At 67.2% G+C, this 24,650-nt stretch carries 18 protein-coding genes; 8 read left to right on the top strand and 10 right to left on the bottom strand.

Annotated features, from left to right (window positions below; genetic code table 11):
* Positions 1-90: 90 nt before the first annotated feature.
* Together DVK03_RS16020 and DVK03_RS16015 are read left to right on the top strand one after the other, a co-directional pair.
* The gene (locus DVK03_RS16020) at positions 91-501 is read left to right on the top strand and encodes a cupin domain-containing protein (RefSeq protein ID WP_004041311.1); all 411 of its coding nucleotides are present in this window, start codon (positions 91-93) and stop codon (positions 499-501) included.
* 120 nt (positions 502-621) lie between these two features.
* The gene (locus DVK03_RS16015; protein WP_004041312.1) at positions 622-1,455 is read left to right on the top strand and encodes a phosphoenolpyruvate hydrolase family protein; all 834 of its coding nucleotides are present in this window, start codon (positions 622-624) and stop codon (positions 1,453-1,455) included.
* A gap of 63 nt (positions 1,456-1,518) precedes the next feature.
* Here the strand turns inward: DVK03_RS16015 and DVK03_RS16010 are convergent, their stop codons facing one another.
* From DVK03_RS16010 to DVK03_RS15980, 7 genes are all read right to left on the bottom strand, one after another.
* Positions 1,519-2,778 (bottom strand): PQQ-binding-like beta-propeller repeat protein, encoded by a 1,260-nt coding sequence (locus DVK03_RS16010; protein WP_115803349.1) that lies wholly within the window; start codon positions 2,776-2,778, stop codon positions 1,519-1,521.
* Positions 2,779-2,968: 190 nt separating this feature from the next.
* Complete coding sequence (locus tag DVK03_RS16005) at positions 2,969-3,712, bottom strand: ABC transporter ATP-binding protein (protein WP_006600107.1); 744 nt, start codon at positions 3,710-3,712, stop codon at positions 2,969-2,971.
* Positions 3,709-4,467: an ABC transporter ATP-binding protein gene (locus DVK03_RS16000; protein ID WP_006600108.1), complete on the bottom strand. Its 759-nt coding sequence runs from the start codon at positions 4,465-4,467 to the stop codon at positions 3,709-3,711. Before DVK03_RS16000 ends, DVK03_RS16005 begins: the two co-directional genes overlap by 4 nt.
* The gene (locus tag DVK03_RS15995; RefSeq protein WP_115803350.1) at positions 4,467-5,621 is read right to left on the bottom strand and encodes a branched-chain amino acid ABC transporter permease; all 1,155 of its coding nucleotides are present in this window, start codon (positions 5,619-5,621) and stop codon (positions 4,467-4,469) included. The genes DVK03_RS16000 and DVK03_RS15995 overlap by 1 nt, the downstream gene beginning before the upstream one ends.
* Positions 5,618-6,559, bottom strand: coding sequence for a branched-chain amino acid ABC transporter permease (locus DVK03_RS15990; protein WP_004041317.1), 942 nt, complete (start codon positions 6,557-6,559; stop codon positions 5,618-5,620). Before DVK03_RS15990 ends, DVK03_RS15995 begins: the two co-directional genes overlap by 4 nt.
* Positions 6,560-6,841: 282 nt before the next feature.
* Positions 6,842-8,272, bottom strand: a complete 1,431-nt coding sequence (locus DVK03_RS15985) for a substrate-binding protein (protein ID WP_115803351.1) — start codon at positions 8,270-8,272, stop codon at positions 6,842-6,844.
* Positions 8,273-8,479: 207 nt separating this feature from the next.
* Positions 8,480-9,691: a Tm-1-like ATP-binding domain-containing protein gene (locus DVK03_RS15980; RefSeq protein WP_006600111.1), complete on the bottom strand. Its 1,212-nt coding sequence runs from the start codon at positions 9,689-9,691 to the stop codon at positions 8,480-8,482.
* Positions 9,692-10,141: 450 nt separating this feature from the next.
* On the opposite strand from DVK03_RS15980, the gene DVK03_RS15975 reads away from it, so the two are divergent.
* The gene (locus DVK03_RS15975) at positions 10,142-15,355 is read left to right on the top strand and encodes a PVC-type heme-binding CxxCH protein (protein ID WP_115803352.1); all 5,214 of its coding nucleotides are present in this window, start codon (positions 10,142-10,144) and stop codon (positions 15,353-15,355) included.
* 120 nt (positions 15,356-15,475) lie between these two features.
* Here the strand turns inward: DVK03_RS15975 and DVK03_RS15970 are convergent, their stop codons facing one another.
* From DVK03_RS15970 to DVK03_RS15960, 3 genes are all read right to left on the bottom strand, one after another.
* The gene (locus DVK03_RS15970) at positions 15,476-16,876 is read right to left on the bottom strand and encodes an alkaline phosphatase family protein (protein WP_115803353.1); all 1,401 of its coding nucleotides are present in this window, start codon (positions 16,874-16,876) and stop codon (positions 15,476-15,478) included.
* A complete protein-coding gene (locus DVK03_RS15965; RefSeq protein WP_081606137.1) occupies positions 16,873-18,069 on the bottom strand; it encodes an inositol-3-phosphate synthase in 1,197 nt (398 codons plus the stop codon). Before DVK03_RS15965 ends, DVK03_RS15970 begins: the two co-directional genes overlap by 4 nt.
* Positions 18,070-18,150: 81 nt before the next feature.
* The gene (locus DVK03_RS15960) at positions 18,151-18,360 is read right to left on the bottom strand and encodes a hydrogenase expression protein HypA/HybF (RefSeq protein WP_115803354.1); all 210 of its coding nucleotides are present in this window, start codon (positions 18,358-18,360) and stop codon (positions 18,151-18,153) included.
* Between the two features lie 181 nt (positions 18,361-18,541).
* Here DVK03_RS15960 and DVK03_RS15955 point away from each other — a divergent pair, with 181 nt between their 5' ends.
* The 5 genes from DVK03_RS15955 to DVK03_RS15930 all read left to right on the top strand — a co-directional run bounded on the left by DVK03_RS15955 (position 18,542) and on the right by DVK03_RS15930 (position 24,577).
* Positions 18,542-19,321: a TatD family hydrolase gene (locus DVK03_RS15955; RefSeq protein ID WP_006600115.1), complete on the top strand. Its 780-nt coding sequence runs from the start codon at positions 18,542-18,544 to the stop codon at positions 19,319-19,321.
* A 3-nt stretch (positions 19,322-19,324) separates the two neighbouring features.
* Complete coding sequence (locus DVK03_RS15950; protein WP_115803355.1) at positions 19,325-20,200, top strand: sugar phosphate isomerase/epimerase; 876 nt, start codon at positions 19,325-19,327, stop codon at positions 20,198-20,200.
* 45 nt (positions 20,201-20,245) lie between these two features.
* On the top strand, positions 20,246-21,208 hold the full coding sequence (locus DVK03_RS15945; RefSeq protein WP_115803356.1) for a UbiA family prenyltransferase: 963 nt from the start codon (positions 20,246-20,248) through the stop codon (positions 21,206-21,208).
* 95 nt (positions 21,209-21,303) lie between these two features.
* The gene (locus DVK03_RS15940) at positions 21,304-22,155 is read left to right on the top strand and encodes a sugar phosphate isomerase/epimerase (RefSeq protein ID WP_115803357.1); all 852 of its coding nucleotides are present in this window, start codon (positions 21,304-21,306) and stop codon (positions 22,153-22,155) included.
* Positions 22,156-22,606: 451 nt separating this feature from the next.
* Positions 22,607-24,577, top strand: coding sequence for a PGF-CTERM sorting domain-containing protein (locus DVK03_RS15930; protein ID WP_233521831.1), 1,971 nt, complete (start codon positions 22,607-22,609; stop codon positions 24,575-24,577).
* Positions 24,578-24,650: the final 73 nt, after the last annotated feature.

The raw sequence follows: 24,650 nt of genomic DNA, 5'->3' as shown, positions 1-24,650 counted from the left end.
GCGGCTCGGCCACGGCCGCTCTGCGGGTCCGGCAAGCGCGTTCGGCCCACCAAAATATTTAATAATTGATACTGTTTGACTCAACACGTCATGGTATCCGAAAAGCGGTTCGTCCAGCCGGACGACGTGGAGACGATTCGATTAGACTGGGGCACGCTGAAGTGGATGAACGCCCCCGAGGTCACCGGCTCCGAGGGGTTCAGCGCCGGCGTCGTGTTGCTCGAACCCGGGAAGGGCCACGAGCGACACACCCATCCCGACAGCGAGGAGATACTGTACTTCCTCGGCGGCGAGGGCGAACAGACCATCGAAGACGAGACCCGGACGGTCGGCGCGGGCGACATGGTTCACATCCCGAGCGGCGTCGAACACAGCACTATCAACACCTCGTGGGAGCCGCTTCGGTTCCTCGCGGTCTACTGCCCGCCCGGCCCGGAAGCCGAAATCCGCGCGGACGACGACGCGACGGTCTTCCCGCCCGGCGAGTTCCCGGGCAACTGATTCGCGCGGTCGAGCGCCCTCGTACCGAACTTCGTCGCGGCCGGGTCGCTCGCCGGACATTCGGCTGCCGGTCGATTCTTCCGAAATATTAAAGTCGCACGCGATGGCCTGTCAACCCGGATGAAGTATACACGTGCTGAATCACTCGACCGTATCGAAGCCACGATTGAAGCCGGTGACCCGGTCATCGGTGCCGGTGCCGGTACCGGCATCTCCGCCAAGTTCGCGGAGCGCGGCGGCGTCGACCTCCTCATCATCTACAACTCGGGACGCTACCGGATGAACGGTCGCGGCTCCCTCGCCGGCCTCCTGCCGTACGGCGACGCCAACGAAATCGTGGTCGAGATGGGTCACGAGGTCATTCCGGTCGTCGAGGACACGCCGGTGCTCGCCGGCGTCAACGGCACCGACCCCTTCCGCGACATGAGCGTGTTCATCGAAGACCTGCGTCGCCGCGGGTTCTCGGGCGTCCAAAACTTCCCGACGGTCGGACTCATCGACGAGGACAGCAGCTACCGGAAGAACCTCGAGGAGACCGGGATGGGCTACGATAAGGAAGTCGAGATGATTCGCGAGGCGAGCGAGCAGGGGATGCTGACGTGCCCGTACGTCTTCACCGAAGAACAGGCCGCGGCGATGACCGAGGCCGGCGCGGACGTCATCGTCTCGCACATGGGGCTGACGACTTCGGGCGACATCGGCGCGGAGACGGCGCTCGACCTCGACGACGCGGCCGAGCGCGTGCAGGCGCACCACGACGCCGCCAAGGCGGTCCGCGACGACGTACACGTCATCTGCCACGGCGGCCCCATCGCGTGGCCCGACGACGCGGCGTACGTCCTCAACAACACCGAGGGCGTCGTCGGCTTCTTCGGCGCGTCGAGCATCGAGCGCCTCGCCACCGAGGAGGCCATCGAGAATCAGGCGCGCGAGTTCAAGGAAATCGAGTTCTAGAGGGGTCTCCAAGCCACAGCTACCGAATACGGGCCGTCGTGAGGGCTGTCCCGCGCCGTCAAGCTACTCGACTGCGTACACCTTCGCGTCCGTCCCGCCGAAGTACAGTCGCCCGTCGACGAGCGCCGGACTCGACCCGACGCCGCGCCCGTCGATTTCCATGAACCACTCTTCTTGCCCGTCCGTCGTGATGGCGTGGACGCCGACGCCGTCGCCGTCTGACTGCCGGTGCGTTCCGACGTAGAGCACGTCTTCAGTCAGGACGGGACTGCTTCCGACCTCCAGCGCGGGCGTCTCGAAACTCCAGTTCTCAGCGCCGCTCTCGCGGTCGAAGCGGAACACCTTCGCGTGGTTGGTCGTCGGGTCGTCGAGGGTGTTGTACGGCGTGTGACCGACGTAGACGGCCTCCTCGCCGACGGCGACTGACCCCGAGATGTATCGGCCCGCCGTGTCCGCGAGCCACTCCTGTTCGCCCGTCGCCGCGTCGGCGGCGTGGACGTTCCCGTTCCAGTCGGTGAAGTAGACGGAGCCGTAGGCGACCGCCGGACTCGACCATATCATGTCGCGGGTCTCGTAGGTCCACTCGACCTCGCCGGTCGACCGCGACAGCGCGTACAGTGCCTCGTCGGAGGTGCCGACGTACACGCGGTTGTTCGTAACGGCCGGCGTGCTGACGACCTCGTCACCGACTTCGTACCGCCACTCTGTCTCCCCCGTCTCGGCGTCGAGGGCGTACACCCAGCCGGTCTCCGAGACGTTGGCCTCCTCGGCGTACCACGCGCACGCGAGGTTGTGACACCCGACGCCGGTGTAGACCGTGCCGTCCCAGACCGTCGGGCTCCCCCGAATCAGGCCGCCGAACCCACGGGACCAGCGCTCCTCGCCGGTCTCGGCGTCGAGCGCGTACAGATGTTTGTCGTACGACCCGACGTAGACGACGCCGTCGGCGTAGGCCGGCGTCCCCTCGATTCGGTGTCCGGCCTCGAACGACCAGCGCTCCTCGCCGGTCTCGGCGTCGAGCGCGTACAGCGCGCTGTCAGCGCTCCCGATGTAGACGGTGCCGTCGGCGACGATTGGGCTCCCCCAGAACGCGTCGCCCGCCTCGAACGTCCACTCTACCGAGGGCTCCGAATCGAGGGGTGACACGTCGCCGATGTAGCCGGTGTTGTAGCGCCCTCCGCGGAACGTCGGCCACGAGGTGACGGGCTCGGACACGGGGTGGCGCTCGGACGCGGACGCCACCGGGCGTTGACATCCCGCGGTGAACGCGAACGCCGACGAGGAGAACGCGGCGAGAAACCGTCGTCGATTGGTCCGTTTCATGTCCCGTGTGTTCGAGTGTCACGAAATAATATTGTCGACTGATTGATGGCGGCTGCGGGTTGGGTTCCGACTTCGAAATTCGAGACTGAGCGCCGAGGTAGGAGTCGGAACGAGAACGGACCGAAACGGAATCGAGGTGGGATAGAACGGAGCGCGGTCGGTCGCGCCGAGGAGCGCGAGGCCGGCGCGGTCAGACGACGAGGTACTCGTCGAGGTCTTCGGATTCGAGTTCGTCCACGGTGCCTCCGTAGACGATGTCGCCCTGGTCGAGCACGTAGCCGCGGTCCGCGATGCGGAGCGCCTCGCGGACGTTCTGCTCGATGAGAAGCACCGTCAGCCCTTGGTCGGCAATCTCCGTGATGGAGTCGCCCACCGCCTTGACGATTTGCGGGGCCAGTCCCTCGGTCGGCTCGTCCAGCAACAGCAGTTTCAGGTTCGGTAGCCTGAGCGTCCGCGCGATGGAGAGCATCTGCTGTTCGCCGCCCGAGAGCGTCCCCGCCTGTTGGGTGCGACGCTCGTCGAGTCGCGGGAACAGGTCGTACAACTCGTCTATCGACATCGTGCTCTCGCCGCCGCCGAGGCCGCCCCGGCGGATGGTGTTCCACCAGCCGCGCGTGATTTTCGACATTTCGAGGTTCTCCTCGACCGTCAGTTCGGTGAACAGCCGCCGCCCCTCGGGGACGACGCCGATGCCGCCCATGGCGATGTTGTCGGCCGGCCAGTCCGTGATGTCGTCGCCGTCGAACCGAATCGACCCTGACCGAATCGCCGGCGGTTCGGTCCCGGCGATGCTGCGGACCGTCGTCGTCTTCCCCGCGCCGTTGCGGCCGAGGAGCGTGACGACCTCGCCCTCGTCGATATCGAGCGAGACGCCGCGGAGAATGTGGCTCGGCCCGTAGTAGGCGTGCACGCCGTCCAGTTCGAGCAGGCTCATTGCTCCCCACCTCCGAGGTAGGCCTCGCGGACGGCCGGATTCTCCCGAATCTCCTCGGGAGTCCCCTGCGCGATGAGCCGTCCTTGGTGGAGCGTGAAGATGCGGTCGGACACGTCGAAGACGATGTCCATGTCGTGTTCGACGAGGAAGATGGTCATCCCCCAGTCGGCCAGCAGGTCGTGGATGAGGTTCACCGTCATCTGCGTCTCCGTCGGGGACATGCCGGCGGTCGGCTCGTCCATGAACAGCAGGTCGGGGTCGGTCGCCAGCCCGATGGCGACCTCCAAGCGCCGCTTGTCGCCGTACGGGAGCGAGCCGGCTTCCATCCGGGCCTTCGAGTCGAGGCCGATGGTGTCGAGGATGTCGTTCGTTCGCGATTGGACCTCGTCGAAGGAGTCCCGTCGGCGGAAGAAGTTGACCCGAAAGGAGCCGTGTTCGGCCGCGAACGACGCGACTTGCACGTTCTCGCGTACCGTGAGTTCGGGGAGAATCGACGCGGTCTGGAACGACCGGCCGACCCCGAGCTGTGCGATTTCGAACGGTTTCATCCCGACGAGCTCGGTGCCGGCGTAGGACACTTGGCCCTCGGTCGGGTGCAGGCGTCCGGTAATCGTGTTGATGAGCGTGGATTTACCCGCTCCGTTGGGGCCGATGAGCGAGACGAGTTCGCCTTCTTCAACGTCGATGTCGACGTCGTCGAGCGCCGTGAGCCCGCCGAACTCCTTGGTGAGTCCGCGGGTTTCGAGCAGCGCCATCAGTCCTCACCTCCCGGGGCGTCGCCGGTCGAGTCGCCGCCCGTGACTCGGGCCGTGATCGCGGCGACCAGCTCTCGGGGGTCGCGGAGCGCGCCGGTGAGCGCGGTAATCATCCCCCAGATGCCGTCGCGGTAGACCCACACGACCGTGGTAAAGGAAAGCGACAGCAGGAGCAGCCAGTAGTTGCCGAGCGTCGGGAAGCCGTTGACGATGCCCTTGAAGTAGAAGAACACGAACGTCCCGATGACCGGGCCGGCGAGCGTGCCGAGGCCGCCGAGGACGGTCATGACGACCACGTCGCCGCTGACGGACCAGTAGAGGCGCTCGACGCCCGCGAACTGGGTGTTGACGGCCATCAGCCCGCCGGCGAGGCCGACGATGGCCGCAGAGAGGAGAAACGCCGCGAACTTGTAGCGCCAGACGTCGAGACCGACGAACGCCGTCCGCGTCTCGTTCTCGCGAATCGCCTTGAAGATGAGCCCGTAGGGCGACTTGCGGATGCGCGTGATGGAGGCGACGACGGCGACGAAGAAGACGCCGACGAAGAGATAGAGGTTGTTCACGACGAGTTCCCCGAGGAGGCCGCCGTACTGGTGTTCCAGCTCGAAGATCCCGAGAACGGCCGACCGCGGCACTTCGAGGCCGTTTATCCCCTTCGTGATTTCCACGAGCGGCTCGCGGGCGAGGAAGTAGAGGAACTGCCCGATGGCGAGCGCCACGATGGAGAAGTACACCGTGTGGAGGCGCAGGAGAATCAGCGCCGCGACCGCCCCGAGGGCGACCGCGGCTAGCGTCCCGACGACGATGACCGCCAGCGGGTCGTTGTACACGTGAATCGCAAACAGCGCCGCGGCGTAGCTCGCGGTCCCGAAGAACATGGCGTGGCCGAACGAGAGGAGGCCGGTCTGTCCCAAAAGGAGGTTGAATCCGAGCGCGAATATCGACCAGATGAGGATGGTAATCGCCAGCCCGTGATAGCCCTGGAAGACGTCCGAGACGACCGGCGCGCGGCCGAATGCGTACGAGAACAGGAGGACGAAAAGCACCGACGACAGGAGGACGAACGACTCGGTGTGTTTGATTCGGTCCCAGGTGTCCCAGCTAATCAACGACGATGCTTCGGCTACGGTCTTGTGGATGTTGTCCGTGCTCATTGTCCGATCTCCGCCGAGGGGAAGATACCGCTCGGCCTAATCGTCAGCACCACGATGGCGAGCAGGTAGATGCTGGCCTGCGTCATGCTCGGTTCGAGTTCCGTCGCCACCGCGAAGGTGAGCCCGGCGAGGAGCGCGCCGACGACGGTCCCGCGCAAACTGCCGACGCCGCCCATGATGACGATGACCAGCGACGGGATGATTATCTCCATGCCGATTTCGGAGGTCACGTTGAAAAGCGACCCGCCGAGAACGCCCGCGAGCCCGGCGTACGCGGCTCCGACGGCGAATATCAGGAGGAACGGCCGCCCGATACGGATGCCGAGCATCTGCGTCATCTCGGAGTCTTCGGTCCCCGCCCGGACGGCGAGGCCGTAATCGGTGTACTTGAAGAACGCGAAGATACCGGCGACGAGCAACAGCGTGAGCGCGACGACGAGGACGCGTATCGTCGAAGCCGCGCTCATCCCCGGCGGCGTTCCGATGACGGGAAGGGATATCGCGCCCGTGAGCCACTCCGGACGCGGGTAGATGGTCCCCGTTCGGCCGAAGAGGATGGCGACCAGCTCTTGGGCGGCGATGAGGATGCCGAACGTGACGAGCAGTTGGTCGAGGAGTTCTCGTTCGTAGAACGGTTTCGCAATCCAGCGCTCCATCGCGACGCCGACGACGAAGATGACCACCGGCGTCAACACGAGCGCGGGGACGAACCCCCAGTCGAGGCCGACCTGCCCGAAGTCGCTCAACAGCCCGCCGTACTGTTCGCTCGACGCGATGAGTAGGCCGATGTACGCGCCGCTCAGGTAGAGGACGCCGTGGGCCATGTTCACGTACTTGAGCGACCCGAACACGATAGACAGTCCGACCGCGACGAGCAGATACAGCGACGCGACGCTCAGCGCGATGAAGAGGAATCCGACGACGCCGTCGACGTTCATCGCAGCCACCTCGGTACAGCTGTGAGTAAGCAGTTCATGGTGTGCACGATTATTCATGAATTCTTCAGTATGTTAATCTTGCGTTTCGCTGACTTTTGACACGGCAGCGGCCCGCTCTCCGGGTGCGGCGCGGGTCGTCTCCGGGCGTCAACGCGAGGTCCGTGCGACCGAGAAAAAGCGGCGTTCGAGCAGTCGAACGCGGGTGAACTGACCGCGGAGGGAGCCTCGACTGCCCAAAATGGAGTTGGTACGTTGTATTCGTATCGAGGCGCTGTCAGGCTGTCACTCGTCTCCGTACTCGTTGTCGCCCATGGCGCAGTTGGACGCCGGGAACTCGCTGCACTCGTAGACGAGCGGGTCGGTCGTCTCGACGATTTCGGTTCGGATACCGAGCTCCTCGGCGCGCTCGTCGCCGACGCCCTGCACCATGTACCACGGGCGTTCGACCTGGTGGTCGCACGTCCGGAACGCGGAGTCGCCCCACGCGAGGCTCCACTCGAAGTCTTCGAGCGTTCGGACCACGGTCGGCGGGTGGAACGTGCCGGCCTCCTCGACGGCGGCGGCGTACACCATCATCGACTCGTAGGTGTGCAGCGAACTCTGATTCGGCGTCTCGTCGTACTCCGCCTGGTAGGACTCGACGAACGCTTGGCTCGCCTCGTTGTCGGCGTTCGGGTTCCACGGCTCCATGCCGAGGACGCCCTCGGCGTCCGCGCCGAGCGGGTCGAGGGTGAACGCGCTGACGTGCGGGATGATGACGTCGATGTCGTCGGTCAGGCCGGCGTCTCGCAGTTGCGCGAGGCCGCTGGCGGCGAAGTTGCCGAAGCTGGAGAAGTACAGCGTGTCGGCTCCCGAGTCTTCGAGCGCCTGAATCTGCGAGCTGTGGTCGGTCTCGCCCTCCGCGATGGCGGCACCGCCGACGTCCTCCCACGGCCCCTGTTCGGTGAGGTACTTCCGGGCGGCGTCGCGGTTCGACTGCCCGTAGGAGTAGTCCATGTAGATGTGGAACAGCGAGCGGTCCTCGCCGAGGACCGAGGGCGCGGCCTCGCCCATCGCCATCCCGATAATCTCCGCGTGGAACGTCGGGTGGAAGTAGTACCGCGAGCAGTTCTCGCCGGAGATGCCGGCGGACGTGGAGTTGCCGCCCATGAACGGGACCTTCTCCCGCTGGGCGACGTTCTGCATCGCCATCGTCACCGTGCTGGACATCCCGCCCGTCCAGAACTGGATGTTGTCCCGCTGAATCATCCGCTCGATGTTGTCCTGTGCCGTGTCGGCGCTGCCGGCGGTGTCGGCCTTCGTCGGCTCGACCTGGTGGCCCATGATGCCGTCGCCGCTCAGTCGGTCCCAGTAGTCGACGAGGCCGCCGCCCTCGTTCAGGTGCTTCACCGCGAGGTCGAAGCCCTTCTCCTGGTCTTGGCCGTCGGGACCCAACGCGCCGGAGGTCGGCCCGTTGAAACCGATGCTCACGGAGTTCCCCTCGGGCGGGAAGTTCCCGATTGCCTCGTAGTCTTCGCCGCCGCCGGAGGAGTCGTCACCCCCGCCGCCCCCGGCGTTGTTCTCGCCGTCAGAATCTCCGCCGCCGTCACCGCCGCCGCCGTTACCGCCGCCCCCGCCGGAACAGCCCGCGAGACCGGCGGTGAGTCCGGCCGTCCCGATTGCTTTCAGATAGCGTCGCCTGGATTCGTCAGTTAGCGCTGGTTGATCAGTCATGTTTCTTCGGAACGCTGGTAGTGACATGGTGGCATGGTATAGTTAAACTTTGTGATTATACAGGTAGAAAACAGGTCGAACGACCGACTGCGAGCGGGAAATTCCGCCGGTCGGTGTTTCGAGCGTCGCTGCTCGCGGGGCGACACGCGGCCGTCTCGGTGGAGCTATTGGGTCGTCGAAGGCGGCCTCACGTCGACGTCGGTCGTCTCACGCCGCCGCCCGCATCCGGCGGTCGATAGCTTCCGCGAGGGTGAGCGCGAACTCGTCGTCGTTGATGTTCGCCGGCGATTCGATGACTTCGACGTCGTCGTCGAGGTGTTCGCGGAGCGCGTCGAACAGCGCGTCGTCGGCCTCGGGGTCGTAGAACGCCTCGCCCTCCGCGTCGAGCATCGAGACGCCGCCGAGCGGGAGCGCGAGCGTGGTCGGCCCGGTCGCGGCGTTGAGTTTCTCCGCGATGATGCGGCCGAGTTCGGCGTTCTCCTCGGGCGTCGTCCGCATCAGCGTCACTTGCGGATTGTGGACGTGGAACTGCCGGCCGTCGAACTCGTCTGAGATGGAGTCTTTCGGCCCGAAGTTGACCATGTCGAGCGCGCCGGTCGAGACGACCTGCGGGATGCCGCGCTCGGCCGCGGCGTCGAGTCGGCCGGGCCCCGCCGCGAGGACGCCGCCGACCAGTTCGTCGGCCCACTCGGTCGTCGTGACGTCGAGGACGCCGTCGATGACGCCCTCCTCGATGAGCGACTCCATCGCCCGACCGCCGGTCCCGGTCGCGTGGAAGACGATGGTCTCGTAGCCGCGCGCTTCGAGCCAGTCGCGCGCCCTCTGGACGCACGGCGTGGTGACGCCGAACATCGTGATGCCGATGGTGGGCTTCTCCTCGGTCTCCACGTCCGGTTCGTTCGACACCATGCCGACCATCGCGAGCGCCGCGTTGGAGATGACGGTCCGCGAGAGCTGATTGAGGCCCTCGATGTCCGCGACGGAGTACATCATGGCGATGTCGTGGTAGCCGATGTACGGCTCCGTGTCGCCCGACGCCATCGTCGACAGCATCAGTTTGGGAACGCCCATCGGCAGCGCGCGCATCGCGGCCGTCGCGACCGACGTGTTCCCCCCGCCGCCCAGCCCGAGGATGCCGTCGAGTCGGCCCTCGCTGTGGAGTCGGGACACGACGACGGCGGCACCGTCGCCCATGATTTCGATGGCCTTGCCGCGGTCGCCGGCCTCCCGAAGCGTTTCGAGGGTGCTCCCGCCCGCCTCGGCGACGGCCGCGGCGTCGGTGTCCGGTTCGATTTCCGGCTCGCCCAGCACGCCCACGTCGACGAGGTGGACTTCGACCCCCTGTTCTTCGAGCACGTCGCGGGCGAACCCGATTTCCTCGCCTTTGGTGTCGAGCGTGCCGACGATGACGACGCTCATCGGCCACCCGCTTCGGGCCGCTCGCGCCCGGTCGGTCCGCCCCCGTGGTTCGAACCCGCGACGCCCCTTGGCGTCGCCGCCGGTACGACAGACTGTGTGTGTGCGCGGTTCATACGTGCAACTGAAGCAACACGACAGACAATAATTAACATTGGGGTTAGGCCAACGTTCACCGGCGACTGAGGCGGTGAACCGGGCGGTCGCTCCTTGCCGCCGGACAGTACATTCAAGTAATGTTAGTTCATGAAATTCGGTAGCCCACCACAATGAGCCTGCGGACGTAACGGCGATACACCCGTCACACCTCGTCGAGCGGTTCGGGCGAGCGCGCGGGGGGAGAGCCGTCTGTCCGCTCGGCCCGTTGGCGGGGGACGCGGCCGGGGTGCGCTCCCCGAGAGCAGCGCAACCCTGAATCGAACGGTAACCGACGACAGCGACCGACGCAACACTATGACACACGACGACACGACACGGGAATCGAACCCGGACGACGACGACGGCGACCGACTGAACATCAACAGACGCGACTTCATGAAGGTAAGCGGCGCGGGGGCGGCGAACTTCCTCGGGGCCAGCGGCGTCGCGCAGGCGCAACAGCTCACCGCCGACGACACGATTCGCCTCGTGGCGACGGAGGGCGACGTCCTCGCGGCGTACACGAACGAGGAGTCCGTCATCGAGGGGTCGGGTCTCGCGGACGCGATATCCGACTGGCGCGAGGGCGACCTGACGACCAACTCCCTGTTGACGGGCATCAACAGCTGGCGAAACGGGACGGAAATCGAGACCGCGGCGGACTCGTTTTCGTGGGTCGCGACCGCGCCAGACGAGATGGCGGACACGGCCAATCCGACGCTCGTCATGCACGAGGGCGAGGAGTACGAAATCGAGCTCTCGAACGCCATGGACGAGGACATCACGTTCATGCTCGCGGACCCGACCGGCGAGGTGATGGAGTCGTTCTCCACGATGGAGGGCTCCGGCGACTCGGAGACGGTCAGCTTCACCGCCGAGTCGTCGATGGCGATGTACTACGCCGAGGAACACCCCGAGCAGATGCGGGGAAGCGTCGAGATAACGCCGCCGCCGGCCAAGGACACCATCAGCGTCCTCATGATGGGCGGCCCGCAGGGCGGCAGTCACAACGCGCCCGCACGGCAGGTCCAGCTCACCGAGTACATGCTGAACCGCGGTATCGAGGTCCAGTACACCGACCGACTCGAAGACCTCGAACCCGACGTGCTCCACCGCTACGACGCGTGGGTTATGATAGACAACCGCGGCGCGAACTACGGTCAATCGCTGACCGCGGAACAGGAGCAGTCCATCGTCGAGTTCGTCGAGAACGGCGGCGGCTTCATCCCGATTCACAGCGCTTCGGCCTGTTTCACCGGCTCGGACGCTTACATGAACCTCGTCGGCGGCGAGTTCGCCGCCCACAACTACGGCGAGATGACGACGAACTTCGCCCAGCCGAGCCACCCCATCCTGTCGACCCTCGACCCCATCACGGTCGAAGACGAGACGTATCGCCACACGAACCTCAACGACGACATCGACGTACTCGCCTACGCGCAGTTCCCCGAGGGCGACAGCATCCCCGAGTACGACGAGGGACGCGACCAAGGCGAACCGTGGTCGTGGACCCGCACGCAGGGCGACGGCCGCGTCTTCTACACCGCGTGGGGTCACGGCAGAGCGCCGTGGGCGACCGACGGCTTCAAGGCGCTCATCGAGAACGCGATTCGCTGGGTCACGAAGAACGAAGATACCATCGCCGACGACACCACGGTTCTCAACGACTTGGAGTTCATCGACGCCGACATCCCGTACTATCCGCCGCCGGAGGGGAGCCTCCTGACGCCGGAGGTCCCCGAGGAGGTCGGCAGCGGGACGAGTTGGAACAGGATGCAGCGGGCGCTGAACCCCAGCGAGACGGTCCGGCGGACGATTACGCCGGAGGGGTTCGACCTCGAACCGTTCGTCACCGAGGCCGACCTGCCGGACGACGCGCGGGGGAACATCCTCGACGCGAAGTTCGACGCGCGGGGTCGCGTCTGGCTGTCTGTCACCCGCGACTACCCGAACGAACTCGGGCAGAACCGCGACAAAATCGTCGTCTGCGAGGACACCGACGGCGACGGCGAGGCCGACGAGTTCACCGTCTTCGCGGACGGCCTCTCGATTCCGACGAGCATGGTGGTCGTCGACGACGGCGTCGTCGTTGCGGACCTCGACGACCCCGGCGAGAGCGGGAAGATGGTCCACCTCGCTGACACGGACGGCGACGGAGAGGCCGACGAGCGGACGGTCCTGTTCTCCGGGTTCGGCAACGGCGACACCCACGCCGGCCCCAACGAACTGGCCCACGGCATCGACAACTGGATTTGGGGACAGGTCGGCTACTCCGGCTTCAGCGGCACCGTCGCCGGCGAGGAGCGAAACTTCAGCTCCTCAGTCTTCCGATTCAAGCTGGAAGACGGCTCAGTCACGGACTTCGAAATCGTCGGCACGCTCCCGGGGAACCAGGCCGGCCTCGGCTTCACCGAGGAGGGCCTCGCCTTCGGCTCGGCGGCGACCTCCGGGCGACCGAGCAACTACTTCGCCATCCCGCATCAGTACTACGACCTCATCGAGGGGACCGGGCCGAACGACTTCGGCGCGGCGTCCGACACGAACCGATTCCTTCCGGTCACGGACCGCGTCCGGCAGGTCGACCTCCACGGTGGCTACACCGCGGCGACCGGTCACACCATCTACACGGCGCGTGAATATCCCGAGAAGTACTGGAACAACACCGGCTTCGTCGGCGGCGGAACGGGTAACCTGCTCGGGACGTTCTTCCTCTCGCAGGACGGCGCGGGCTACACCAACCATTACGCCCACAACATCGCGGCCGCGACAGATGCGTGGTTCGCACCGTCGTACTCCTCCGTCGGCCCGGACGGCATGCTCTGGTTCATCGACTGGTACAACTACATCTACCAGCACAACCCGACACCCGACGGCTTCGAGAACGGCCCCGGAAACGCGTACATGTCCGAGGTTCGCGACCACGCGACCGCCCGGCTCTTCCGCGTCGTCTACGGCGACGACGACGGCTACGAGCCGACCGACCTCTCGGACGCGAGCGTCTCAGAACTCGTGGCGGCGCTGTCGAACACGAACATGTTCTGGCGGCAGACGGCCCAACGGCTGTTGGTCGAACGGAACGAGACCGGCGCGCTCTCGGCGCTCGTCGACCTCGTCACGGCGGAGACGCTCGACGAAACCGGCCTCGACCCGGCGGCGATTCACGCGCTGTGGACGATGCACGGCCTCGGCGCGCTCGACGCCGACGCCGGAAACGCGACCGCGATTCAGGCCGCGCTCGGCGCGCTGACCCACTCCTCGGCGGGCGTCAGGCTCACCGCGCTCCGCGTCCTCCCGTCGACGGCGGAGACGCGGGGGGCGATTCTCGACAACGGCCTCCTCGACGACGAAGACGGGCGAGTCGCCATGTGGGCGCTCGTCGCGCTCGCGCAGACGCCGGCCGACGACGCGTCCGGCGAGGCGGTCTACCAGATGATTAGCGACGAGTCGAACTACCGGGACACGGTTCTCGTCGACGCGGCGTCGCTCGCCGGCGCGACCCACGCCGACGGCTTCATCCCGGCGTACGAGGCAAACGAGGACACGAGCGACGGCGGCGACGGCGGCGACGACCTGCCGAACCTCCTCGAAAACCCCTCGTTCGAGACGCCCGCCGGCGGCGACACCGGCGACGCCGACGCGATGCCCGCCGGCTGGTCGAACACGGACTACTCCGGGTCGCCCGAGTTCTCGTACGCCGAGACGGGCTACGAGGGCGACCGGAGCGTCCAGGTGTCGTCCTCCGAGGGCGCGGACGCCTCGTGGAACACGACCGTCGCGGTCGACCCGAACACCGAGTACACCCTCTCCGCGTACGTCAGGACCGACGGCCTCGAACTCGTCGACGGGACCGCAATCGGTGAGGGACCGCTCGGCGCGACCATCAACGTCGAGCAGATAGCGAACACGGACTCGGGCACGCAGTGGGACACCATCCCGTCCGGACTGACCGGCACCAACGACTGGACGGAACTGAGCACCACCATCGACAGCGGCGACCTCGAAGAGCTCCAGATTAACTGCCTGTTCGGCGGCTACGGCGAGGCGACGGGGACGGCGTGGTTCGACAGCGTCTCGTTGACCGACCCGGACGGCACCGACGTGCTCTCGAACGGTTCCTTCGAAGAGAGCACCGGCAGCAGCGAGCCGGCGATGCCCGCCGACTGGTCGACGAACACGTTCACGGGCACCGCCGAGTACACCTACGCGGACGCGGGCCAAGACGGCAGTCAGAGCGTCCAAATCTCGTCCACCGAGGGCGCGGACGCGGTCTGGCTCGTCGACGGCATCTCGGTCCAGCCCGAGACGGAGTACACCCTCAGCGGCTGGATACGGACCGAGAACGTGCAGGCGAGCGACTCTGCCCGCGGCGCGCTGTTCAACGTCCACAGCACGGACTTCGAGACGGAGCCGCTGACCGGGACGAACGACTGGACGGAGGTGAGTACCACGTTCACCACGGGCGCGGACACCACGACGGTCCAGATTAACTGCCTGTTCGGCGGCTACGGCACGGCCACCGGGACGGCGTGGTTCGACAACGTCTCGCTGACCGACCCCGACGGGAACAACCTCCTGCCGAACGCGTCGTTCGAGGAGGGAGCGGGAACCGACTCCCCGTCGGACCCCGAGACTCCGGCGAACTGGGAGGGGACTACCTACGGCGGCACGGCCGAGTTCACCTACACCTCGGACGTTTCGCGGACGGGCGAGTACAGCGTCCGCGTCGACTCCACGGAGGGTGCGGATGCGTCGTGGACCCAGTACCGCGACGACCTCGAACCGAACTCGGAGTACCGCTTCCGGGCGTGGGTCAGGACCTCGGACGACTTCAGCAACTCCGAGGACGGAACCGGGGAAATCGGAAGCTCCTACGGCGTCACCATCAACGTCCACTCACTCGGACAGGGCTCTGTCACCGACTACTACACGGAGCCCGTCGAGGGCTGGCAACTGCTCGAAACGACGTTCTCGACCGGGGCGTCGCCCGGCGAGTTCCAGCTTAACCTGCTGTTCGGCGGCTGGGGCGACGCCACCGGCACCGTCTGGTTCGACGACACCGAACTGACGCGCATCGGCGGCTCCGGCAACGGGCTGGAGCTCGTCTACGACCGCGTCACTGCGCACGTCGAGGCGACGAGCGGCGGCGGCGACGACGGCGGCAGCGACGACGACGGGAGCGATGTCATCCCGTCGGGCTCGACCATCGAACTCGAAGCCGAGAGCAACGAGGGCTGGACCGGCGTCGCGCCGTCCGGAATCGCGGACGCGACGAATCCGACGCTCACCCTCGAAGCCGGCGGCGAGTACACGCTCACGTGGACGAACCGCAACGGCGCGCCCCACAACTTCGAAATCGTCAACGGCGACGACTCCACCGTCAACGACATCTCCACGTCGTACCTCTCGACGCAGGGCGAGTCACAGACCGTCACGTTCACCGTCACCGACGCGATGGCGGAGTACGTCTGTCGCGCCCACCAGCTACGGATGCGCGGCACCATCGAAATCGCGAGTTCGGGCGGGAACTGAGCGGGCGAGACGCGTTCCGACCGCGGTCCGCGGCGGCTTTTCTTTTGTATCTATCGTACGTTCGCTGTCGTCGAGCGGAGCGGAAAAGCAGTTCTGGAGCGCGTCGCGGCGGTGTCGAACCTACACTTGCGGCCCGGCGAACAGCGACGGGCGCTCGAACGCGAGCGACACGTCCTCTGCGATGCCGAGGAGGTCCGCGACCGTCGGCGCGAACCGCCGCGCATCGACGGTTCGGTCGGACGGGCCGTCGGGTGCCGCCGGCCCGCCGAAGCCGTAGAAGCCGCGCGTGTCTGGGTCGATGCGGCCGTGCGACCCCGACACCTTCGTCGGGTCGAGCGTCACGAGTCCCTCGTCGCCGAGGAACAGTTCGCACGGGTCGAAGCCGGGCTTGGCGTGGATGTCCATCTCCGTCGCGTACGACGGCGCGTCGGCGTCGTCGGTCCACCAGTAGTACTGGAACCACGCGTCCGCGTCCGCGACGACGACGAGGTCGCCGGCGTTCGGGTGGTCCGCGTCGCCCCGGGCCTCCCCTTCGAGCACCGCGTCGACGCCGGGGAGCGATTCGAGCACCTTTCGGGCGGCCGTCGGGCGGTCGGTGTAGACATGCGCGATTTGGTGATCGACCATGGCGAACGCCGACGACCCGGCGATATCGACTTCCTCGCCGCCCGCGTCGTCGTCGCGCACGGCGAGCAGGCCCGCCTCGCGGAGCGCCCGGTTCGGAAACACCGGGGCGTCGACCGCGTTGAAGCCGTACTCGTTGACGACGCCGACCGCCGTCTCGGCCCAGCGGGGCGTCGTTTCGAGCCGATCGAGGAACTCCCCGACGAGGTCGTCGACGACGCCCACGGCCTCCCGGAGTTCCGGCGAGTCGGGGCCGTGCCGCTGGGCGTCGTAGTCGAGGTGCGGCACGTACACCCACAGCAGGTCCGGGTCGTACCGCGCTATCGACTCCCGCGCGGCCGCGAGAATCCACTCGCTGCTCCGCTCGTCGGCGACCGGCCCCCAGTAGTTGTGCAGCGGGAAGTGGCCGTACTCCTCGCGGAGGTCGTCGTAGAAGCCGTCGGGGGTCGTCCAGCAGTCCATCTCGATGAGGGTGTTGTCCTCGTCTTCGATGGGCGACGGCGTGACGGCCACGTCGGCGCTCGTGCCGATGAGGTGCTGGAAGAACAGCGCGCCCGTGGTGAGGCCCGCCTCGTCGCTCGCGGCCTCCCACAGCCGGGTTCGGCCTCCTCGGTCGCGCTCCCAGAACTCGGCGACCTGTCGCTCGCGGTCGAACTCGCCGCTGGACACGTCGCCGTGGGCCGCGGGCGACTGCCCGGTCGAGAGCGTCGTCTGCGCGGGCACCGTGACGCTCGGAAACGAGGGTTCGAGCGGGCCGGACGGCTTGCCGGCCAGCAAGTCGGCGACGTTCGGTGCCAGCCCTTCCTCGAGGTGCGTTTGTTGGAGGCCGACGATATCGAGGACGACGACGCGCCCGGCACCGGACGCGCCCGCGGCCGAGGGGTCGCGAGTCGTCACGCTCCCTCCGCGTGGCGCTCCGCGTAGTCGTAGAGGAGGCGGAACTGCTCGGAGAGTTCGTGGCGGTCGACGCCCTCGGGCGACTTGAAGAAGGACGCGAGGTGGGACATCGTCCCGCCCTCTCCGCGCTCGTCGGCAAAGGCGGCCAGCCGAACCAAGTCGAGAACGAGCGGGGCCGCGAGCGCCGAGTCAGCCCCCTCCCACGTGAACTGCATCTTCATCTCCGTCCCGAGGAAGCCCTCGAAGTGGACGTGGTCCCACGCGGTCTTCCAGTCACCGAGCGACGGCGTGTAGTCGATGCGGACGGCGTTGTGGGTCTCGTAGCCGAGGATGTCGTCCAGCAGGCTCCCCTTGCTCTCTATCTTCCCCGCCTTGTTCGCGTCGTCTTCGAGGACGAGTCCGTCGCTGTTGCCGAGGATGTTGTGGCCCTCCCACGAGAGGACCCGCAGGTTCCGCCCCGCGAACATCGGCCCGAGCGCGGACTTCATCAGCGTCTCGCCGGTCTTCCCGTCGCGGCCCATGTGCGGCACCTCGTTTCGCTCCGCGAGTTCGCGGAGGCCGCCGAGCGAGGAGCCGGTACTGGGGGTGAAGTTCACGTACGGGTGGCCGTCGAGGAGCGCAGCGTAGGCGTACAAGGCGCTCGCGGGGAGGTTCGGGTCGTCGCGCTCGACCGCCGTCTCGAACGCCGCCAGCGTGTCGTAGTCGCCGGGCGTCGGAATCGGCGGCTCGGTCGACGCGGCGTTCACGACGACCAACCGGTCGACGCCCTGCGAGTCCGCGAAGGCGGCGTAGTCGGCCCGTATCTCCTCGACGATGTCGGCAACCGACACGTCCTCTCCCGTCGTCTCCGAGGACATCCCTTCGACCGCCTCGCCGCACCGCCGGGCGGTCCCGAGTTCGACGCGCTCGTCGATTTCGCGGAGGTCCTCGCGGACCGCGTCGAGGGTGTCTGGTGCCACGACGCCGCCGTGGCCCGCCATCTCCTCGGCGGTCTCCTCGATTCGCTGGGACCGGATGTCGTGGCCCCCGAACACGAGGTCGTCGACGGCGGGGAGGTCCAGCGCGGCCACCGGCTCGCGGGCCGTCACCATCCCGGTCGTGTCCGCGACTCCGCGAGCGATTGCGCGCGCGCCGGTCATCGAGACGCTCGCGACGTTACCTCTGGCTCCGATAATCCACACTCCGACTGTCATCGACTCACGATTGCGGTGGCCGATACATAACCTTGTCCGTCAATCATGATTGTTTCCGCGTCGGTACCGGCGGGCGACCGCTCACCAGTCGAGGTCGGTGTCGACGTCCCGCCTGTCGAGTTGGTCGCCGTGCTTGCTGAAATCGAGAGACCGGTCGAGAACCGTCTCCTCGGGGTGTCGCCACGTCTCGTCGCAGTCGGCGCAGCGCCACTCCTCGTAGGGGCGACCGTCCTCGGGCGTGACGCGGGTCGATTCTATCGGCTCGCCGCAGAACGGACAGTGTTCCGGCATCGACTACGGCGTCGGCGCGGACGAGTAAATAGCTGTCTCCGCCGTCGCTCGCGGCCGCGTCGGCCGGGCGTTGCGCGGCCGTGGCGCCCCCGCCCCCCGGCCGTCACCGAATCCACCGAAACAATGATTAACTACCATCAGAGAGGTAGGTCACATGTCGATACCAATTATCGACCCGCACATGCACATGGTGTCTCGCTCGACGAGCGACTACGAGCGCGCCCGACTCGCGGGCGTGGAATGCTGCGTCGAACCGGCGTTCTGGAGCGGGACGGACAAGCAGCACGCGGCGTCGTTCTTCGACTATTTCGAGCAGATAATCGAGTTCGAGACCGACCGCGCGGAGCGGGCGGCGGGCATCGACCACTACGTCACGGTCGGCCTCGAACCGAAGGAGGCGAACTACCCCGAGATGGCCGAGGCCGTGATGGACGGCCTCCCCGAGTACCTCGACCGCGAGCACGTCGTCGGACTCGGTGAAATCGGGCTCGACCAGGGGACCGAGGCCGAGGAGTACGCGTTCAGACGCCAACTCAGGATGGCGGAGGAGCGCGAACTGCCGGTCATCATCCACACCCCGCACACCCAGAAGCCCGAGGGGACCGAGCGACTCGTCGAGATGATTCAAGACGAGGACGTGACCGAGGAGCGAATCGTCATCGACCACAACACCGAGAACACGGTCGACATCTCGCTGCAAACCGACTGCTGGCTCGGCTTCACCCTCTACCCCGGAAAGATAGATGCCGAGACGACCATCGACATCCTCGAAGAGTACGGCACCGACAGGATGCTGCTCAACAGCGCCGCCGACTGGGACCCCTCGGACCCGCTCGCGGTCCCGAAGGCCCGAGACAAGATGCTCGACCGGGGCTGGGACCGAGACGAGGTCCGGAAGGTCGTCTACGACAACCCCCGGGAGTTCTTCGGCCAGTCACCGAACTTCCACTACGAGGTGTGACCGATGGAGTTCGGCTTCTCGATGAACGCGTTCCGCCAGCGAACTCTCACCGAGGGGGTCGAGGCAATCGCCGACGCCGGCTACGACGGCGTCGAAATCCTGCTCGACGACCCGCATCTGTTCCCGGGGACGGCCGACGGCGACGATTCCGAACGCGTTCGGACGCTTCTCGACGACTGCGGCATCGAAGTCAGCAACTGTAACGCGTTCATGCTCAGCGCCATCGAGCCCTCCGCGGCGAGTCGGGCGGCGACGTTCAACCGCGACACCGAGGCGTTTCACCACCCCTCGTTCGTCGAACTCGCGGCCGAGGACCGACAGGCGCGGGTCGAGCACACGCAGAACGCGCTCGCCACCGCGGCCGCGCTCGGCGCGGACAGCATCTCGGTCCCGCCGGGCGGCCCCGTCCCGGAGCGCATGACGCGGGCGGACGCGCTCGACGCCTTCGTCCGAGGGCTCCGCGAGGTCGCTGACACCGCGGAGAAACTCGGCGTCGACGTGCTGGTCGAACCCGAACCGCACCTGCTCATCGAGACCTCCGAGGACTTCCTCGACCTCGTCGACCGGGTCGACTCGCCCCGAATCGGCTGTAACTTCGACGCGGGACACTTCTACTCGGTCGGCGAGGACCCGGTCGAACTGGTGGAGACGCTCGACCCCCACACGCCACATTATCACCTCGAAGACATCCCCGCGGACCGCACCCACGAACACACCCAACTCGGTGAGGGGGCGATGGACATCGACGGCTTCCTCGACGCGGTCGAGGCGACCGGCTACGACGGCCACGTCACGGTCGAACTGTACCCCTATCAGGAGACTGCGGCGGAGACGGCCCGAACCGCGATGGAGTACCTCGAAGCCCATGGGTGGACCTGACCGCCTCGCTCGAACGCGAGCACCCGACCCAGCGACTGGCCGACGATGAACCGAACGAACGCGACACCCGCGACCGGCGGCCTTCGACGCTCGCTTTCGAGCCTCGCCAGACTCGTCCGCGTCCCGAACCTGTTCACCGCGCCGCCCGACGTTATCCTCGGGGCGGTGCTGGTCAGCGGCGGCCGCCCAGCGGTTCCGCTCTCGTCGCTCGCCGGCACCGCGCTCGCCTCGGTGCTGCTCTACGCGGCCGGCACGACGCTCAACGACTACGCCGACGCCGACGAGGACGCCCGGCTCCGCCCGGAGCGACCGATTCCGTCGGGAGACGTGTCGCGCACGCGAGCGAGAAATCTCGGCATCGCGCTGCTCGGTGCCGGGGTCGTCGTCGCCGCGGCCGCCGGGGGACCGACCGCCGGAATCGTCGCCGCCGTCCTCGGTTCGTTCATCGCGCTCTACGACGGCGCGCTCAAGGGCACGCCGCTGGGCTTCGCCGCCATGGGTGGCTGTCGGGGGGCGAACGTCGCCCTCGGCATGGCGGTCGTCGCTGGGTCGCCCTCCGCCCCGACGACCCTGACGCTCCCGGCGTGGGTGTTCTTCGTGCCGGTCGTCGTCGCGCTCTACATCGCCGGCGTCACGTACATGGCCGAGCGCGAGACCGGTGCGGGCGACTCGCGGGCGGTGCTGGTCGGAATGGCCGGTGTCGGACTCGCCGTCGGGTCGGTGGTCGCGGCCGGCGCGGCGGTCGGCGTCGGCCCGAGCGATACCGCGACGGTCGTCGTGGCCGGTGGCTTGCTCTGCTGGTTCGCGGCGTGGACCGGCCGCGACCTCCTGACCGCCTACGCCGACCCTCGACCGAGCACTATCGGCCCCGCCGTCGGCGCGTGCGTCCTCGGTCTCGTCGTCCTCAACGGGGCGCTTTCCGGACTGCTGACACCCGTGTGGGGCGTCGTCGCGGCGGCGTTCGTCGTCCCGGCGGCCGGCCTCTCGTCGGCGTTCGACGTGTCGTGAACCGACGGGCTCCCTCGGCGGCTCGCTTCACGTTTTTCGGCCCGAATGAGTGACAGTACCAAAACAATTATTCATGTGTGACTGTACCACGACGTATGGTACAGTTAGCCTTCTCCACGAACGCGTACACGCGTTTCGACCTGCCGGAGGCAATCAGACGAATCGCAGACCACGGCTACGACGGGGTCGAAATACTGGCGGACGTGCCGCACGCGTTCCTCGCGGACTTCGACGAGCGCGACCGCGAGCGCGTCTTGACCGCGCTTGACGAGACCGGCCTCTCCGTGTCGAACGTCAACGCGAACACGACCCGCGGCTACTACGACGACGCGCCGCCCTCGGCGTTCTTCGACCCGACGCTCATCTCGGGCGACGAGGAGGACCGCCGGTGGCGCATCGATTACACGAAGGCCGCGCTCGACTTCGCGGCGCTGGTCGGCGCGCCCGCGGCGTGCGTCGCGAGCGGGTCGGCGCTCCCCGGAACGCCGCCGGACGAGGCCTACGACCACCTGCTCGACTCGCTCGACGAACTCACCGACTACGCCGAACGCGTCGGCGTCGACCTCGGCATCGAGTTCGAACCCGAACTACTCGTCGAGGACACCGAGGAGGTGCTCACCCTCATCGACGACGTGGGGAGCGACGCGCTCGGCGTCAACTTCGACGTCGGCCACGCGGCCGTCTGCGGCGAGGACCCGGCCGAGAGCATCCGGCAGTGCGCCGGCCGCATCACGGGCGTCCACCTCGAAGACATCGCGGGCGGCCGCGGCGGGAAGCACTACCACCTCGTCCCCGGCGAAGGTGACATCGAGTTCGAGCCCGTCTTCGGCGCGCTCGACGACATCGGGTACGACGGCTTCGCCACGTTCGAACTGTACACCTACCCCGACGACCCCGACGACGCGGCCCGGCGCGCGCGAGACGAACTGGCCGACTACGTCCGCTGAAACGCCGAAAACGGGCGCGGATTCGCGGCGCGACTCACCGAATATCGCCCCGAATGGGGCTCGGACTCCGACGAGCGGCGTCCCGCGAGTGGCGTCGCGGCCCGCCGAGCGCGGGACTGAGTCAGATAATCGTTAACTATTTGCATGGCGATTTCGATTCACACGCTGATTGCATGCGTTCCAGCGAGAGCCAGCTATCGGCGTTCAGAGGTAGCGCGCGCCCGAGACGCCCGTCTCCAGACCGACGAGTCGAACAGACACCGCCGGCGGCCGCGACCCGTCACACGACCGCGACCCGCCGGGGCGAATCGAAGCCCCCGACGGCCGCTTCGCACGTCGCTCGCGGAACGAGTGACCCGTCGGGACCGAACTCCGCTCGCTCACCATGAGACCGGACAGTTCACGCCCGAGGCTGTCGTCGGAGGTGCGACGTGCGCTCCCCGTCGTCGTGATGGCGGCCCTTCTGGTGGTCGGGTCGCTCGGGCTGGGGGCGGCTATCGCGCCGGTCGCCGCGGACGCCCACGGCGGGACGCTCACTCGGACGGTCGACGAGTCGTCGCTCGCGCCCGGCGAGTCGACGACGGTCACGGTGGCGATAAACGCCTCCGAACGGGGGAACTTCACGGTGGTCGAAGAGCTGAGTCCGGGCTTCGCGTCGGTCGAAATCGTCGACGCCGACGGCGCGGACTTCTCCGGGGTGCGCGACGGCAACGACGAGCTGTTCGCGACCTACGGCGACCGCGAGAACGTCACCCTCGTCTACGAGGTGACCGCGGCCGATAACGCGACCGCGACGACCCACGACCTCACCGGCTACGGCGACTTCGGGCTCGAAGATATTCGCGCCTCGACGACCGGCGACGAGGAGATTAGCGTCTCGTCCGACGCCGGCGCGAGCGTGGTCCGGTCGGTCGACGAGGCGACGCTCGAACCGGGCGAACCGGCGACCGTCTGGGTCGATGTCGAACGGGACGCGGCGGCGAACTTCACCGTCGTCGAGGAGTTCACCCCGGCGTTCGGTTCGGTCGAAATCGTCGACGCCGACGGCGCGGACTTCTCCGGCGTCCGTGACGCTAACGACGAACTGTTCGCCACCTACGGCGACCGGAAGGCCGTCACCCTCGTCTACGAGGTGACCGCGGCCGATAACGCGACGACTAGCACGGTCTACGAGTTCGACGGCTTCACCGACGTCAACGGCTCTGAATCGCTGACCGGCGGCACCGACGAAATCAGCGTGCAGCCGTCGGACGGCGACGAGGCCGGTGCGGTTCGGTCGGTCGACGACGAGACGCTCGCGCCGGGCGAATCGACGACCGTCCGCGTCGAGGTCAACCGCGACCGGGCGGCGAACTTCACGCTGGTCGAGGCGTTCACCCCCGCGTTCGACTCGGTGGCAATCGTCGACGCCGACGGCGCGGACTTCTCCGGCGTCCGTGACGCCAACGACGAACTGTTCGCGACCTACGGCGACCGCGAGACGGTCTCGCTCGTCTACGAGGTGACAGCGGCCGACGACGCGGACGCCGGAACGGCCTATCAGTTCGACGGCTTCGCCGACGTCAACGGCTCCGAGGCGGCGACCGGCGGAACGGACGAGCTCGACGTCCAAAGCGGGTCCGACGACGACGACAACTGGGACCTCACCCGGTCGGTCGACGACGAGACGCTCGATCCCGGCGAATCGGCCGTCGTCTCGGTCGAAATCACCGGCGACGAGGCGACGAACTTCACCGTCGTCGAAGAGTTCAACCCCGGCTTCGCGTCGGTCGAAATCGTCGACGCCGACGGCGCGGACTTCTCTGGGGTGCGCGACGCCAACGACGAACTGTTCGCCACTTACGGCGACCGCGAGAACGTCACGCTCCAGTATCGCGTGACCGCCGGCGAGGACGTGGACGAAGACGCCTCGTACCGGCTCAACGGGTTCACCCAGTTCGACGCCGACGGCAAGGAGATGAGCGTCGACGGCGTCGAGACGCTCGCGGTCGGTTCCGACGACGACGCCGGTGGCGGCGGTGGTGGTGGCGGCGGCGGCGGTGACGATGACGACGACGATAGAGATGACGACGATAACGACGAGAGTGATGATGACGATACGGACGACGAGAACTCCGATACGCCCGAGTCCACGGACTCCCCGGACGACGGCGACGATGACGACACTGGTGACGACAGCGACGACTCGAACGACGGCGATGACGACTCGGGCGACAGCGACGACTCGAACGACGGTGACGACGCAGGCGACGGTTCCGACGGGTCGGACGGCGACTCGGGAGGGACTCCGGAGACGACGACCGACGATAACACGCCCGCGACGACCACGACCGACACGCCCGTCCCCGGGTTCGGCGTCTCGGTCGCGCTCGCCGCGCTGGTAATCGGCTCGGTCCTCCTCGCGCGCCGGCGAGCGACCTAGCGAAGCGAGACGGCCCGCCCGTCTCGCACTCGAATCGCCGCGGTCAGCCACGCTCTCGACGCCCGTTCTCGGG

It is taken from the genome of Haloferax sp. Atlit-109R (assembly GCF_003665865.1).
Taxonomy (GTDB): domain Archaea; phylum Halobacteriota; class Halobacteria; order Halobacteriales; family Haloferacaceae; genus Haloferax; species Haloferax volcanii.
The sequence above is the reverse complement of the archived record's forward strand: the minus strand, read 5'-3'. Positions and strand labels throughout refer to the sequence as shown.